The sequence below is a fragment of the Bradyrhizobium sp. LTSPM299 genome, assembly GCF_000938235.1.
Classification (GTDB): domain Bacteria; phylum Pseudomonadota; class Alphaproteobacteria; order Rhizobiales; family Xanthobacteraceae; genus Bradyrhizobium.
The window spans coordinates 82,570-96,653 of sequence record NZ_JYMU01000085.1 but is presented as its reverse complement, the minus strand read 5'-3'; the positions used below and the strand labels follow the sequence as shown (position 1 = coordinate 96,653).

Here is a 14,084-nt window from a genome sequence, read left to right as displayed (position 1 = left end):
GTCAAACTCAAGATCATTCTCGATGGCTGAATCGGGCATGGAGCGGGGGCAGGGCCTACCAAAAGTTCATGTTATGTTCTTTTGAGCGACAATGCAATCGGAATACTCCGGACGGAAGATGGACACCTGATATCGGTTTCCCGGCCGTAGTCCCGCGCCGCGTCCGCCCAGACGAAAAGATCCTCTAACCGCTCGAGGCCTTCTTGGGCTTTGGCGCGCCTTTTTCGTCCGAGGCGCAGGTTGCGCACAGACGAGTTGGAATGTCGCTCTCATGAAGCGTCGTGTCTTGAGGACCGTCTGACGCTTCGGCCCTTCGGCTCGCAAGTGCTGTCAAACGTTTGGCCAGCTGATCGCGCGTCATCGCCATCATGACACCGCGTGCGCCTTCATATCCGCAATTGACCGCGGCAAGCGCCTGTCCGAACCGCAAAGCCGAAAGCAACCGCGGCTTTTGCAGCGTTTCGAACACCTTGGCGCCCGTTGTGCCCAACTGGTGCAAAAGACCCGCACTGGTCCAGTCGCCTGCGCCGGCGCCATCGACAAAAGCCGGCGTCTTGAAAGCAGGCAGCTCACCCCAGTGGCCGCGCCACCTGACCCTCAAGCCCTCTTCGGCGAGTGTTTCCACAATCACCTTGGGCTGCTGCGCCTCACGCAGGTCGCGCATGTGGCCGAGACGATCATGGGAAAACTTCAAGATATGGCAAAGATCGACCGCTTTTTGAAATTGTCGCTCATCTCCGATGGAAGATGGCTCGAAGACGACGAGAGCACCGTTGTCCTTTGCCCACCCCGCAAGCTTCAGTGCAGCGGGAGAGAGGCGGTCCATGTAGAACGACTTCGGGGCGATCGCAGACTCTGTCACTTCGGTGGCCTGCTGGAGTGTCGACGCGCGAAAGCGAGGCAGCCAACCGCCGCATTCCGGACAGGCTAAAGAAAATCGATGGACGCGCTTGCCCGCTTTATCCTCCACAAACCGCTGGATGACGATCGGGGTCTGGACGGATTTTTCATCGGACAGGAAGTCGCCTTCGACACCGATGCTTTTGAATTCCTTCCGGATCACGGTGGCTGCCCAATCACGACCAAGGCGCGCCACCGGGTAGCTCGTCCAGCCGAGCCAGGCCAGGATCGCCAACACATTGCCGCACGACCCGCCGGCGGCCACGAACTCTTCCGTCCGGCCTTCAACGATGTCAGCCGCGACGAAGCCGGCGCCGACACAGATCGGATGACGGGGCGCGGGTTTCAGTGTCAGATCGACGCGTGTCATTTTTCCCAATCTCCTCGTACCCAGAGCGAATACACGTCAATGCCGGGGTCCACGGCATCACTCGGCTCTCCGTAACTAACCGATTCGACATAGGGAATGCCGACATTCACCCGGTCGGGCCCGGCGCTGTCGCTCTTGTGATCATAGCAGGCCAGCAGCGCCCCCACGGACAGCAGCTTGCTCGATAACGGCGACACGTAGACCTTACATCCACCAAGGTCGCTCAACGAGTCCCGGTAACGGCTAATCGCACCATAAATCTGGCGGTAGGCTTCGAACGGGTTGTACTCGGAGGCGTAGAGGATATTGGCGGGCTCGACACGGAAGTCGTCGAAAAGAAGCTGCCGGTACTCCTCGATCAACCGGTCGCCGCGTCGCGGGTCGCGGCTTGGAAAGGGGATGGTCGGACAGATTTCGTCCGGATCCAGCTCGTCGCGAATGCGCTCCAGCCGGGCGCTTTGCCCTTCGCCCAGAACGGGGAACCAGACGCGGGGAAGGTTGATCGTGCTTTCCGCAGTCAACTGGCCTGAGAACCCAGACAGGGATGTCACAGTATCACTCAAGCTCCCCGCTGTGAGGCGCTTGTCTGCAACGACGCTCTCCGCGACGACGACATGGAGGTTGATCGACGGGCCGCCTCTGAACGCGAACTCATCAAGCAGTGCGATGAGTTGGGCGATCGCCGTCAATCCGATTGTGCGCGGCATCGCGCTGATGTCGACGATCACATCCGTATATTGCACGAGCTCATCACGACGCGTCACGGCTCTGCGCGTGTTGCGAGACGTCGCGTGACTGTTGCCAGCCCCGCGCATGTGGACGTCGATCTCGGTCAGGCCGCTGCCGAAAATGTGCTGGAACGCAGCCGCATTGGCGTCGATGCGCTGCTGCGCCTGCGCGCTGTTCGGCTGGCCGTTTTGATAGTGAAGCACCCATCCATGCAATGCTGCAACCTTGCCGCGCCCCAAAATGCGCTGCGGGACCATCGCTGCGCGCGCGTCAAATCCGCGTCCTACGATGAAGAGGAGCTTGCGGGAGCCGTCCGCCAGATGGCCGCTCCAAAACGCGTCGAATTCGCCACCCGCGTAGAGCTGATACGGATCCCACCGCATTGTCCGTTTGATTTTAGACAAGCGACTTCTCCGTCACCGCTGAACGCCCATGCGCGAGCCAGTCGGATAAGTCTTTGAGGCTCTTCTTGCGCCAACCGCCATAGCCGAGAGGAAGGTCAAAATGGGCGCAAAGAACGCGGTTGAGATAGAAGACGATCAGGCTCTCGCCCTTGTTCTTGTGATCGAGATTTGGCTCAAGCAAATTCTGCGACACGAGCGCTGCCAGCATGGTCCGCAACTCGGCGAATGCGACCGAGTCCCGGCTGCCGTCGATGAGACGTGCGCGATCTTGCATTGTGATTCCGAAGCCAGTCACACCTGGCGGATAAGGGGCGGACGGACGGTAGGTCTGCCCCTCACAGAATGCACCGACAGCCTCAAGGAATCGCCGCGCTTCATACCCGCGCTGAACGCGTCGTGGAATCCCGTCCCAGCGCCGTTCAGCCGCGCGTTTCAGGATTTGATGCTGTCGCTCGGCGCTCAGCACAGAGTCCGCACCACGCCGAACGGCCGTTTTGGCCGCAAGCTCTTCGAAGAGATCGCCGGCCAGCTCGACGAATTGATCGACGTTCGAGGACGACAGGGATGCCAGCTTCTGCCGTCCGAAGTAGATCGGCGCTTTCGCTTCGCGCGAGAGGAAAAGCTCGGCAGCCGACTTCACGCCGGCGTTTTCCTTGTCGTCAAGATCTTGCTCCGTCAGCGCATCGAAATCGAACGCCCGTTGCGATTTGCCGAGATCGCGCTCAATGAGAATCTCAAGCTCGCGCCAGCCTAGGGCACGATCGCGAGGGCTTCCCGGAACCGCCCTGCGTTGCGCCATCCATTGTTCGTAACGCTGCTGGTGACCGACCCGCAGAACAAGGCGCTTTTCAATCACTCCACTTTGAGCATCGAATACCGCATCCCAGGATGCAGGATCGAGCTCTTCGGCCAGCGCCGGGAAGAACGCACGCCCCTGAAAACCATCGGCGTCGCGCGCCCGTAGGTCGGCGATCTGATCGACAAATTTGACGTAGGCGACACTCCGTTTGCGCCAGCGTCGTTCAAGCCGGATCTCGCCGTCATAATCCCTGTCTTCAAGGGCACCTTCGGCAAGCAAGTCCTCGGCCGGCAACGCTTCAAGCCTCTCGGCGATCCATATGCCGCACGACAAGCGGGCATTCGTCACGCTCTCGCGCAGCCAGTTGCTTTGATCGTCGCTGAGAAATTGCAGATCGTCCAGCAGCAAAACACGTTTCTGATTGATCGGCCCCGACGCATCCGTGAGGGTCGCGGTCGCCAGCCAGTGCAACGCTTCAAGTCCAGAGGCCGCCCGCGGGACCGACTTGTTCTCACCGCCAAGGTCGTCGAGGATATCGAAGACTCCTTCTTCAATCTGCGATGCCCATCTGTGCAAGTCGCTGCCAGTTGCATTGGCTGGCAGGGTGGCGCCGTCGACCGGTTGCCACGCCGCCTGAATCTGTCCGAGATCGTCAGGATAAGACTTTTCCGAACGCTCAAGAGCCGCGCGCAGCGTCGCAAGCACGATGCGTGCATTCACGAGCGCGCGGAAGACGGCCGTCGCTCTCGCGCCTGTTTCGCCAATTTCTTCGAGGTCGCGGTATTCGTTGGTGAAGCCGATCACGACGCCCAAAATTGCAGGGCCGTCGGCCGTGATTGCGCCGGCCTTGAAGAGGGCATCGCGCGTCGGCCGAATATCCTGGTCGTCCTGCATGCGGAAGACCTTGCGTAGGGGACCAGGCGTCAGGAGTCGCAGCAGCGTTGTCTTGCCGCCGCCGGGCGCACTTCTCAAAAACACGACACCCGCCCAGGGATCGTCGACATCGTTCAACAGATCCAGCGCGCCGGCCGCGAACAGCCGCACGAATTGCTCATCATGCACCGACCGTTTGGAAGCCCGGAGGCGAAACGGATTTCGCATTCAGCCTCCTCGCTTGTGTCGGCTCACCCGGGGAAACAGTCCGGTGAAAGTCTGTTCATACTCGCCCCACAGAAGATAGAGCGAATTGTTCGGCGCATTGTGAGGCAAGATCAGCGGCAGCCGGCAATCGGCGTAGCCAAACCTCATAGAGGTGCCGCCGACGTCGGCGTGTTCGTCATCAACGACCTTGTCGAAATACCGATCGTCCATGGCAAGCGCGATGATCTTGTCATCGTCGGGCGATCGCAGGCGGGCCTCCGGCGGCAGTGCATGAACGACCTTCAGCCGCACGCGCCCTTTTGGGAAGTTGAATGTCTTCAGGTCTGACTCGATATGCTCGATCGCCTGATGCGCGGCCACGTAGATGCACACGACGACTTCAATATCATCCTTGGCGAAGATCTTGCTCAGCGCGCCGTTGTCCTCGCAAAGCTTTTGCAGAATTTTCGGGATCTTGCCGTCCCATTGGCCATCCTCCAGGCGAATATAGGATGTTCCGCTGGCTGTAAAATCATCGAGCAGGCAAAGCGTGTGGAATTTGCACTCGTCCTCGGTCGGCTCACGCGCCAGCTGCTGCTCCAGCGCCTTTTTCAGCTTCTTGTGCATCGAGGCTGCCTTCTCATCCGAGATGTCATAGGCATGCCAGAGCTGCTCGTTGCTGATCTGCGGGTGCGACCGGCGAAACACGTCGGTCCGCGCGCCATCGCTCAAGCCCAGGAACAGCGTCTGTCGCAGGACCTGCGTATAGACAGGGCTCGACACGACATACTTGGATCGCTGCGGGTCTACGGATAGGGCGGCTGCTGCCTTCGCGATAAAACCCGGCTGGATGACCACGGGGAAAGCCAGCTCAACGAGATGGCGGATTTCCGCGGTGGAAATGAAGATCAGGCGCGTTCGGAAGAAGTCGTACGCGACCTTGCGTTCGGCCAGGGTCTTAAATTGCCGCAGCCAGAGCGCGAGGCTCTCGATAAACCGCCGGCCAGGCGCGTATTGCTGGTACTCGTCGTATTTATAGCGTGCAAAGTCCTGCAGGATCGGACGTTCCCGCGCCTTTTCTTCGTCCGACCAGCCCATGACCTTGGCTAGGAGAGCTTCTGCGAGCTCGTCCCTCATCCGTTAATTCCTATTCCAGCTGGATACAACCCGCTCCACCGTGCCAATCGATTCGATCAAGATAGTAAAGGGTCGCCTGCACGCCAAGGAAGCCGCGTGGCGACAATCCCCAGCAAGATTCGGCACTCGCGCTCACCTCATCGACGCTCAACCCGAACGGGTCGTCAAGCAGCTCGCAGTCATTGCCCGGCCACCGTCCCTTGTCTCCCAATCGGAGCACGGGGGCGTTGGCGTCACATTGCGCGCGCTCCCGAATGGCCCGCACGACCGCCGTCTTGCCGCCACCTTCGAGAATGACATCAACCGAATGATTGGAGCACGCAACCGACGCCTTCACACCTGACTGCTCAACAATTGCGGCCGCAACGCGAACAGAGGTGGTTGCCTCCTCAAGCGTCGGGAGAGATATCGCAATCTGGCTTGTGTTCGATCGGAATGAGCAGGTCGAAAAATAGCGTGTCGATCGCAGGAGATTTTCGAGCCGGAGTACCTCAGGCGACGGGTCACCGCTATTCGGGGGGCCGTCTGACAGGGGCTGAACGACCGCGCCGTTATAGAACCCGACAATCACATTCGACCAATAGGTCTGTTTGATCGCTTCGCGGATGCGGTCGGCGGCAGAGCCGCCGCGCCCCGTCGCGATCCCAACAAGTGCTCCGGCAGCGAGCAGCTTGTTCAAGCTGTTTGCGACATCCGTTGACAGCGGCTTGAAACGCGCATCCGGTTCGCAAAGCGTCCCGTCATAATCGAAGACCACGCCTGCAAAGCTGGACCGATTGATCTTTTCAATACCGATCTTGCAAAACTCACGTAGCTCTTCAATCTTCGTGGATGCCCGCAGGCCTCCAGCCATTTCCTTTCGCCAGACCGCAACATCGGTCACATCCACGCGGCGCGCCTGACGCCTGCGCGCAGGAGCCAGATGATAGAGCTTGCGGCCGAATTCAGGGACGCCTGGCTTACCCGGATCTATCTTTCGAACCTGCCCGGCTGCTGCAGCAAGGTGGAGGCTGACAACCAAGCCTGCGAGTGCCTGTTCATCGCGCGGGCCCCGGAAATCGATGCGTGCCCGAGGCACTTCGGCTGGAACGAGCTCGAGTGTCCGGGTCGCAAGGGCCTCCTGATCGTCGCCGATCAGCGCCAAAATGGCGGTCGTCTCAGGCCTCTTCGCGAACCAATGGTGCCGGCCATGCCCAAAATTGCGTAAGTCCGTGACATGCACATTGCCAAGAGCCGCTTCGACAAAGCGTGACTCGATGTCGACCGTGCCAGGTCGCAAGGCCGTGGAACACAAGACGCTCGTTGTCTCGCGTGTCACCGCCGGGAGCGTGTGCTCGACTAACTCATCGAGCGGAACGCTGATGCGGCTCTCCATGAACTCGTTGAATGTCGCCGGAAGCGGCGTGTGCTCACCGACCAGTTCCCGGTACGCTCTCAGCAGAAGAATTGAGGCGCCAAGCAGAGAGGAGACCGCGAGAAAGCCGTCCTCGAACAGGTCCGACGCTGCCGAGACGACCCGGCTGTATGTGTAGCGTGCCGCAAGATCATGAAGCGGCGACTGCTCCCGCATGACGAGGCCGACCAAGGGTTTGGCTTCTCGCTGTGCGGCTTCGTCGAAGGCGGCGCAAATATCCTTGTTGCGACCACTGGCGGTGAAACACATCACCGACGCATCGCGCAGCGGAAGCGTCATGTAATCGAGTGGCGTACATGCACTCGCTAGGCGACCGGTCCGGAGCTGGTGGATGTAGGCCGCAAACGAGGCCACCGAATACGAACCGCCCGATCCCAGCATGACGGCGGAGCGCGTGGCGACGCCTTCAATTGCGGCCTTCAACGGGGCGGGATCGATGAGGTTCGCGGCCTCATACACCGCGTGAAGGTTTGCCAACTCTTTAAGATATCGTGCAGTCACTGAAACCTCGGCCGACAACGGCGGGTTGAAATCAAATCCACGACTTGTCGCAGAGGCTTCCAACCTACGGCGGCGGGCGGTCTGGGAGAAGCCATAAGGTCCAACTTATCACAGGAACGAAACAAGAACAAACGAAGCGTGATCATAGCCCGACCGGTCGGCATTCATAGCATAAATGATTGAAATATAACAGTAATTTATGATATTTTATTTCTGGCGCGTGACGCGCTTCTGGCCCGATACCGCGGTTGTGCCCGCCTGCGTCATCTCACGGCGCACCCTCCAAAGCTGTCCGGAGCGGTTTGCCCACGCAGCCGCCCCCGCACTGACCCATTTCGCCGCCTCTTCACCAGCGCCATCCACTCTGAACGATAAGCCGTGCGATCGGTGATGGTCGCACGGCTCATATTGCCGGGACAACGTCTCCGCCGATCCGCAAGCCGGATCGGCGGCGCGCCGCGTGTCCGCGGCGCTCGCTCGCCGGGCCTGTGGTCCGGCTCGCGAACGACGATCTAACGATCGTCGGGATCATCGACGCTTGGGAATGGGGCCAACAACACGGCATCAGATCGGTCGCCGAACAACCCCGCTGCTACCTGAATAACCGTCCGGCTTGATGAAAAAAGCCACCGACCGCCCGTGTGGGATTGGTCACGACAATCGTGACGGTCTTCCCTAATTCGCCCGCGGCGTGTCCGACGGCACTGTCAGTCGGAAACGCGCGCGCGGCCAGGTCCCTCACATCGTCGGCAGCTTTTTTCGTCGCGGCGTCATAGCTGCCGGCAGCAGCGGTCATACGATCAAGAAGCTTCACCACCTCGTTGTTCTTGCCCGGCCCCTTAGTGATGTCGTTCCACGCATTTCTCAGGAACTTCATGATTTCGCCGTTGGGACCGATTTCGAGATCGCCCACTTCGATCCGAATGCTGGGCAGGTCAGGGCAGGGCTGACGCATGCCCGCATTCCAGTGATCGATGGCGGCCTTCCGCACTCGCGCCATGTCGTCCGGCGAGGGTAAGGCAAACGGCTGGTTGGCGAGGGCGACGGTAAAGCTCGACGAAAGGCGATATCCCGCGGGGACAAACTCGGCAGCGAAATCATCCAGGGAGAGGGAAGCGAACAGCCCGTCCACGACGGACAGACGGGCCGTCTCGCGCACCTCCGGTTTGGTCGGCGGCAGGACGGTCATCCCGATCGGAGCACCCGCAATAAACGACGGCGCCAGCGGTTTCGCACCGACCAGCACGCCGACCTTGGCGCCAAACTGAGGGACCGTTGCGACGCCATCGCCAATCTTGAGCTTGCCATCGGTCCGGGCATCGATGTCGAGCAGTCCGCAGCTCAAGACCGGTCCGGCCATCGCGACGGTCCGGCCCTCGAAGGCAAACGTTGTCGCGCCGAACCAGGCGCGCAGCTTCGTGCTGGCCGAACCCTGCATGCCAATCGAGGTCCCGATGCCGCCGCCGATCAAGGGATCGAAATGGACATGCACGGGCGCACTGAAGGACGCGCTGACCGGCAGCGAGAACGAGGGACCGTGTTCCTGATCGAGGACAATGATGGGCTTGGCAAAATTAACGCGCCCCTGGATCCGTCCAGCATCCTGGATCTCGGCGAAGAAGCCGCCGTCGCCAAGAATATTGTCGTGCCACTGCTTATCGAACAACCGGCCGCTGATCGATTTGCCTTGAATTGCAATATTGAAGCCGGCCAAGGCATTGGCTAACTGATCCGTCAGCCTCGTGAATGCCGGCTTTCCGATCGTGACCGCAACATCGCGCGCGAACAGTCCATCCAAGACGCCAGACTTCGCCTGCACGTCCTGGCGGGCGCGTGCGAGGTTGTCCGCACTGACATTGTCTGGCGGCGTTGCGACGACGGCACCCGGGACCTGTCGTGTCGGGCCGAGCGTCGCCGTCAGGACAACACCTTTCGGCGTGAACACGGGGGCGACGACCGTCAGCCATTGGTCGAAGTGAAAAGGCGAGGGCGTCGCCACAAGCTCGACCGTGCCGGAATTTTGATCCCCGAAATGCTGGGTAATCGTTTGAGGTTCGCCAAGCGAAAAGCTCACATGCGGACGATATGTCGCCTTCCAGGCAAGTTTGTCGAACAGGAACGATAACGTGCCGGCCGTGATCGTGTCGCTGGCCAATCGGCGCGCCCGCAGGTTCAGAAAACCATATTTGATCTCGGGCGTGACTTTGACCGGAATGAACTTGAAATTCGCCGCATTGGTCGGGCCGTCCTGTAACGCGGCATCCTCCTCCGTCGTTCCCGCATAGAACAGGAAGCCCTCCACGTGAAGACCAGCCGTCAAGCCACGCTTTGAATCGGAAGCGGCCAGGTCGAGCTGCGCCACCATGCGACCAGGTTCAGAGCGGAGTGCGACGGACATCACGGTCAGCCGAAGGTCATCGTCAAGATCCTTCGAGTGAACCGTGACAGTCTGCCCTGCGAGAGCTGCACTCAACTTGTCGAAGATCGACTTGTCGAGTGCAACATAAGCGCCGTCGCCATTCAGCTGCGTCACATTTTGCAGGCCGTCCAGGCTCTGCCGAAGTCCGACGAACTCGGCCTTGTTGGTTTCCGTCAAGACATAGGCGCGCGGATACGTCGCATAGAGCGTTGCCGCTCCGGCAACGGCCAAACCCGCCACACCCACGGCAACCCAGGCTCCACGTCGCATTTGGCACCTATCAAATATGGCCCCAATGCATATGGGGCGGGCCTCTAATTCAAGGAAGGCGTCAATAAATAAACATTTCGCGCCTAGGCTGCATATTGGCCTTTACGTTCCTGAACGCAGAATGAATGCTACATGTCGAGTGATGACAACTTTGGAAGGGCCCATGACGCAGGTTCAACTGAGCAAAGTATGGTTCGTCGTAAGCGCTGCGCTCCTTTATTACGCCTTGAATTCCTGGATCGTCGCACAAGGCGGCAATGAAGTGTTCGGTGCCAAGCTTGTCCTCTCGCAACGCGTGCCGGCGGCGATGATAGCCATCCTGGTTTGCTCGGTCCTCGCGATCGCGTCCTCTGCGATCGGTCTGTTGTACGCCCGACGAGGCGGCACGCAATGGCACGAACGGATTCCGATTGTCGGCTTTGAAGAGATCAAGACGGGTTCTAATGAGGGACGTGTCTATCAGGCGACGATGCTCGCGCTTCTGTCGGGGTTGCCTTTCATTGCGATGATATATTTTTGGCACTCCCTGCTGACGGCAAAAGTTATGGCGAGCGATGGCAGCGAAAAGCTCATTGGCCTGTGGAATTTGGACTGGCTCTGGAGTTTGAGACTGAGCGATCCGGCCCGCATTTGTACAAACTTTGCCGCTGGCACGCACGATCCATGCTCGGGGAGTGCGACGATCCTCCCGGGTGTTGAGCCGGCCTTGTTTGCCTGCCTGACCCTGGTGGCGCTGATCGCCGTCATCCAACACTGGCGCGCTGTCCTGCGGTGAAGCTAGAGTGCTTGAAGACGCATAACGCCTACCGCACACTTTGAAGGAAACTACGTGGGCGCAGCCGGCACCGAAGCGTTTGGTAACCTGACAGCGCGTTTCTCTAGGCGGTGGAGCGGACCGGGACCGACTACATCCGAATATCCATTTCTGATTGGAATCATTTGGTGACGGTACTTTGCAGACGGAGATCGAACACCGCGCCGTCGGCTTGGAGGTGCTACAATCGATCGAATGATGTCGATAGCTGGCGAAACCACAAAAATATTTTTGCGATGATTTTCCCTTTAAAATCAAAAGCGTAACTTTTTGACGGGCCCATCGTCGGAATATGTTTGGCCGCAGAAAAAATTTCAGAGGAATTTCAATACGCTATGCGCGATTTGAACAATCGAGTGGGATTCATGCAGCCTCGTCACCTCGTTTATTATGAAGGGATTCCGGTTTGAGGTGAGTGTATCGACGGAGCATCTTCCAATCTTTGTGGCCGGTGACCAGAGCGACTTGTTCGATCGAAAAGCCCGCCTCAAACAATCGGCTTGTCCCTTCATGACGAAGGTCGTGAAAATGAAGGTCCTCAATTTTTAGTTTGCCGCATTCACGCCGAAACGCAGTGCCGACCGAACGCCCGTTGTACGGAAAAATTCTGCCTTCGCGAATGTTTGAAAAGCGTCCTTGTTCTTCAATTATCTTGCATGCGTCATATCCCGATACGTCTAGCAGCGGGATGCGTTGATCGTTACCTTTCTTCTTCCGAGGGTCCTTGCGATCTCGAATGAGAAGCATCTTACTTTCAGGATCAAAGTCACGCCACTCGACGCGGGCAATTTCGTCCTGCCGCATTGCCGTTGCGACAGCAAATCGAATGATCCCGCCAACAGGAATTTGCTGCCGAACATTGGCTTCGAGACTCGCAATAATTCGATCGAGCTCGTTCTGTGTTGGGCGCCGGTCGCGCTCGTTGCCCTTACCGACAAGGCCAAGACGTCCGAGAGCAATACGCGCGAGATCGATTGGTTCGATCGAGACGGTCACGCCATGCACAGCGGCGGCGTGCGATAGGATCGTTTTGATGTATCCCAAATCGATGCCAACGGTCACGGGACCGGCCCCCTCTTGCGCGCGCCCTTTTCCAAACTTGATGAGACGCTCTCGATCGAGTTCGCCCAAACGAAGATGTCCGAGCCTCTCGTCAAGGAATGTTAGACTAGCGTCCTTCGATCGCCCGATTTTCTTGCCGACTTCTTCAAGGTCTTGACGGTGAAGCGCGATAAGATCGCCGAAAAGCTTGGCTTCTCGGGCCCGCGAAGTCGCGGGCTCCTGCCGATCAATTCTTCGCTCGATATCCAGCGCCCATTCCTCGGCGTCCTTACGGCGGACGAACGTCTCGTTGACGTATTTTCCTTTACGCCGGACCTGGGCACGCCACGAACCTGACTTTAATCTGCTAAAGGTAGCCACGCGTGTGCGCTCCGTGTGCACTGAGGCGTCGAAAAGCCGGAAAAAACGTCGCATTGTGGCGTAGAATAGAGTGCACACGGCGCGACCTAACGACTTGAATGTACTCGAAAAATGCAGCTAAATCAATTACATAGATTTGCCGTGGCGCCTATGATGGATTGGACTGACCGGCATTGCCGCGTCTTCCATCGGCTGATGTCGCGGCGGGCGCGGCTTTATACGGAGATGCTGACGACGGGTGCGGTGATCCGCGGCGATCGGGCGCGGCTGCTCTCTTTCGACGTGAGCGAACATCCGGTGGCCCTGCAGCTTGGTGGCTCGGATCCGCGTGATCTCGCCACCGCGGCCGTCATTGGCGAGGATTTCGGTTACGACGAGATCAATCTCAATGTCGGCTGTCCTTCCGACCGCGTGAAGGATGGCCGCTTCGGCGCTTGCCTGATGGCGGAGCCCGCGCTGGTCGCCGACGGCGTCGCGGCGATGAAGCGGGCCGTGAAAATTCCGGTCACGGTGAAATGCCGGATCGGCATCGACGATCAGGATCCGGAAATCGCGCTCGACGTGCTGGCGCGCGGCGTGATTGCCGCGGGCGCGGATGCGCTGGTCGTGCACGCGCGCAAGGCCTGGCTCAATGGTTTGTCGCCGAAGGAAAACCGCGACATCCCGCCGCTCGATTACAATCGCGTCTACCGGTTGAAGGCGGCGCTGCCTGATGTCCCCATCATCATCAATGGTGGCATCGCTGATATCGTCGAGGCGAAGCAGCATCTTTCGCATGTCGACGGCGTCATGCTCGGGCGGGCGGCTTATCAGGAGCCGTGGCGGCTGCTCGCGGTCGATTCCGAATTGTTCCGCGAGACCGCGCCGCATGCGACGATGAAGGACGTGTTCGTGGCGATGATGCCCTATATCGAGGCGCAGCTGGCGCAGGGGACGCGGCTGCATGCCATCACGCGGCATTTCGTCGGCGCGTTCCACGGCATCCCCGGCGCGCGTGCATTCCGCCGCCATCTCGCGGAGAACGGCGTCAAACCGGGGGCGGGCGCGGACGTGCTGCGCGACGCGATTGCACTTGTTGATGACCGCGCGCCGGCGTCGATCGCCGCCTGAGCTGATACGGTCGGGACAAACCCGGTCGTGCGTCTAGCGCGCGGTGGGGAAAATCCCCTGCATCAGGCGGGCAATCGCATGCCCCATCTCGTCGCCTTCGGCGCGCAATCCGGCGATCGTGCCGTCGGCATCGGCGCCGGGCTTGTCCTGACCGAGTTTCTCGACGCATTCGAGCCGGCACGGGCCGATGCGGAAGGCGACGATGCCGCCGAGCAGCCGCGCGACAAGGTCTTGCGGCGCGTCGCTGAGCCGCCAGGGCACTGCGGCGCGGTGCTCGAATTCGTCGACGGTGCGCTCCAGCACATAGCGCCGATCCGCCTCGGTGGGCAGGAGTTCGATCGGTCCGCGCAATTGCAGGCCGACATAATTCCAGGTCGGCACATTGGCTGATTGTGCGTACCAGCGCGGCGAGATGTAGGCGCTCGGGCCGTTGGCGACGATCAGCGCTTCAGCCGCAAAAGAGAGCTCGGCGGCGTGGGCGTTGCGCGTCGCGACGTGTCCCAGAAGCTGGATGTCGGCGGGATCGTCTTTCTCCACGACGAAGGGCAGGGACGTCGCGCGCGGACCGGACGCACCTGACGTGATCAAGGCGGCGAACGGATAAAGGCGCAGCCATTGCAATGCCTGGGCCGGATCGGGCTGACGAAAATGCGGCGCGGAGAAGAACTTGTCGCCGGTCGCGGGCGGCGAGCCGCTGGTTGATTGCTGGGCCATG

General features: G+C 59.8%; 10 protein-coding genes. 2 read left to right on the top strand and 8 right to left on the bottom strand.

Going from position 1 to position 14,084, the window contains the following annotated elements; genetic code table 11:
- Positions 1-184 precede the first annotated feature (184 nt).
- From UP10_RS36210 to UP10_RS36185, 6 genes are all read right to left on the bottom strand, one after another.
- The gene (locus tag UP10_RS36210; protein ID WP_050043974.1) at positions 185-1,270 is read right to left on the bottom strand and encodes a PfkB family carbohydrate kinase; all 1,086 of its coding nucleotides are present in this window, start codon (positions 1,268-1,270) and stop codon (positions 185-187) included.
- Positions 1,267-2,403 (bottom strand): hypothetical protein, encoded by a 1,137-nt coding sequence (locus tag UP10_RS36205; protein ID WP_156180618.1) that lies wholly within the window; start codon positions 2,401-2,403, stop codon positions 1,267-1,269. The genes UP10_RS36210 and UP10_RS36205 overlap by 4 nt, the downstream gene beginning before the upstream one ends.
- Complete coding sequence (locus tag UP10_RS36200) at positions 2,396-4,303, bottom strand: ORC-CDC6 family AAA ATPase (RefSeq protein ID WP_044591952.1); 1,908 nt, start codon at positions 4,301-4,303, stop codon at positions 2,396-2,398. Before UP10_RS36200 ends, UP10_RS36205 begins: the two co-directional genes overlap by 8 nt.
- A complete protein-coding gene (locus UP10_RS36195) occupies positions 4,304-5,419 on the bottom strand; it encodes a phosphoribosyltransferase-like protein (protein WP_044591951.1) in 1,116 nt (371 codons plus the stop codon).
- A 10-nt stretch (positions 5,420-5,429) separates the two neighbouring features.
- On the bottom strand, positions 5,430-7,334 hold the full coding sequence (locus tag UP10_RS36190; protein WP_156180616.1) for an HAD hydrolase family protein: 1,905 nt from the start codon (positions 7,332-7,334) through the stop codon (positions 5,430-5,432).
- Positions 7,335-7,926: 592 nt separating this feature from the next.
- Positions 7,927-9,999: a hypothetical protein gene (locus UP10_RS36185; protein WP_156180614.1), complete on the bottom strand. Its 2,073-nt coding sequence runs from the start codon at positions 9,997-9,999 to the stop codon at positions 7,927-7,929.
- A 187-nt stretch (positions 10,000-10,186) separates the two neighbouring features.
- Between UP10_RS36185 and UP10_RS36180 the strand changes: the two genes are divergently transcribed.
- The gene (locus UP10_RS36180) at positions 10,187-10,798 is read left to right on the top strand and encodes a hypothetical protein (RefSeq protein ID WP_156180612.1); all 612 of its coding nucleotides are present in this window, start codon (positions 10,187-10,189) and stop codon (positions 10,796-10,798) included.
- Positions 10,799-11,200: 402 nt separating this feature from the next.
- Here UP10_RS36180 and UP10_RS43565 read toward each other — a convergent pair whose 3' ends face one another.
- Positions 11,201-12,259, bottom strand: a complete 1,059-nt coding sequence (locus tag UP10_RS43565) for a site-specific integrase (protein ID WP_082077496.1) — start codon at positions 12,257-12,259, stop codon at positions 11,201-11,203.
- Positions 12,260-12,370: 111 nt separating this feature from the next.
- Between UP10_RS43565 and dusA the strand changes: the two genes are divergently transcribed.
- Complete coding sequence (dusA, locus tag UP10_RS36165; protein ID WP_082077438.1) at positions 12,371-13,369, top strand: tRNA dihydrouridine(20/20a) synthase DusA; 999 nt, start codon at positions 12,371-12,373, stop codon at positions 13,367-13,369.
- 33 nt (positions 13,370-13,402) lie between these two features.
- Here the strand turns inward: dusA and UP10_RS36160 are convergent, their stop codons facing one another.
- Positions 13,403-14,083 carry an FMN-binding negative transcriptional regulator gene (locus UP10_RS36160; protein ID WP_050043973.1) on the bottom strand — a complete coding sequence of 227 codons (681 nt, stop codon included), beginning with the start codon at positions 14,081-14,083 and terminating at the stop codon, positions 13,403-13,405.
- Position 14,084: the final 1 nt, after the last annotated feature.

Excerpts from the sequence above, each read along its gene's own strand:
- UP10_RS36200 (WP_044591952.1), bottom strand. The coding sequence starts at position 4,303 with ATGCGAAATCCGTTTCGCCTCCGGGCTTCCAAACGGTCGGTGCATGAT.
- UP10_RS36180 (WP_156180612.1), top strand. The coding sequence starts at position 10,187 with ATGACGCAGGTTCAACTGAGCAAAGTATGGTTCGTCGTAAGCGCTGCG.
- UP10_RS36195 (WP_044591951.1), bottom strand. The coding sequence starts at position 5,419 with ATGAGGGACGAGCTCGCAGAAGCTCTCCTAGCCAAGGTCATGGGCTGG.
- UP10_RS36160 (WP_050043973.1), bottom strand. The coding sequence starts at position 14,083 with ATGGCCCAGCAATCAACCAGCGGCTCGCCGCCCGCGACCGGCGACAAG.
- UP10_RS36210 (WP_050043974.1), bottom strand. The coding sequence starts at position 1,270 with ATGACACGCGTCGATCTGACACTGAAACCCGCGCCCCGTCATCCGATC.
- dusA (WP_082077438.1), top strand. The coding sequence starts at position 12,371 with ATGCAGCTAAATCAATTACATAGATTTGCCGTGGCGCCTATGATGGAT.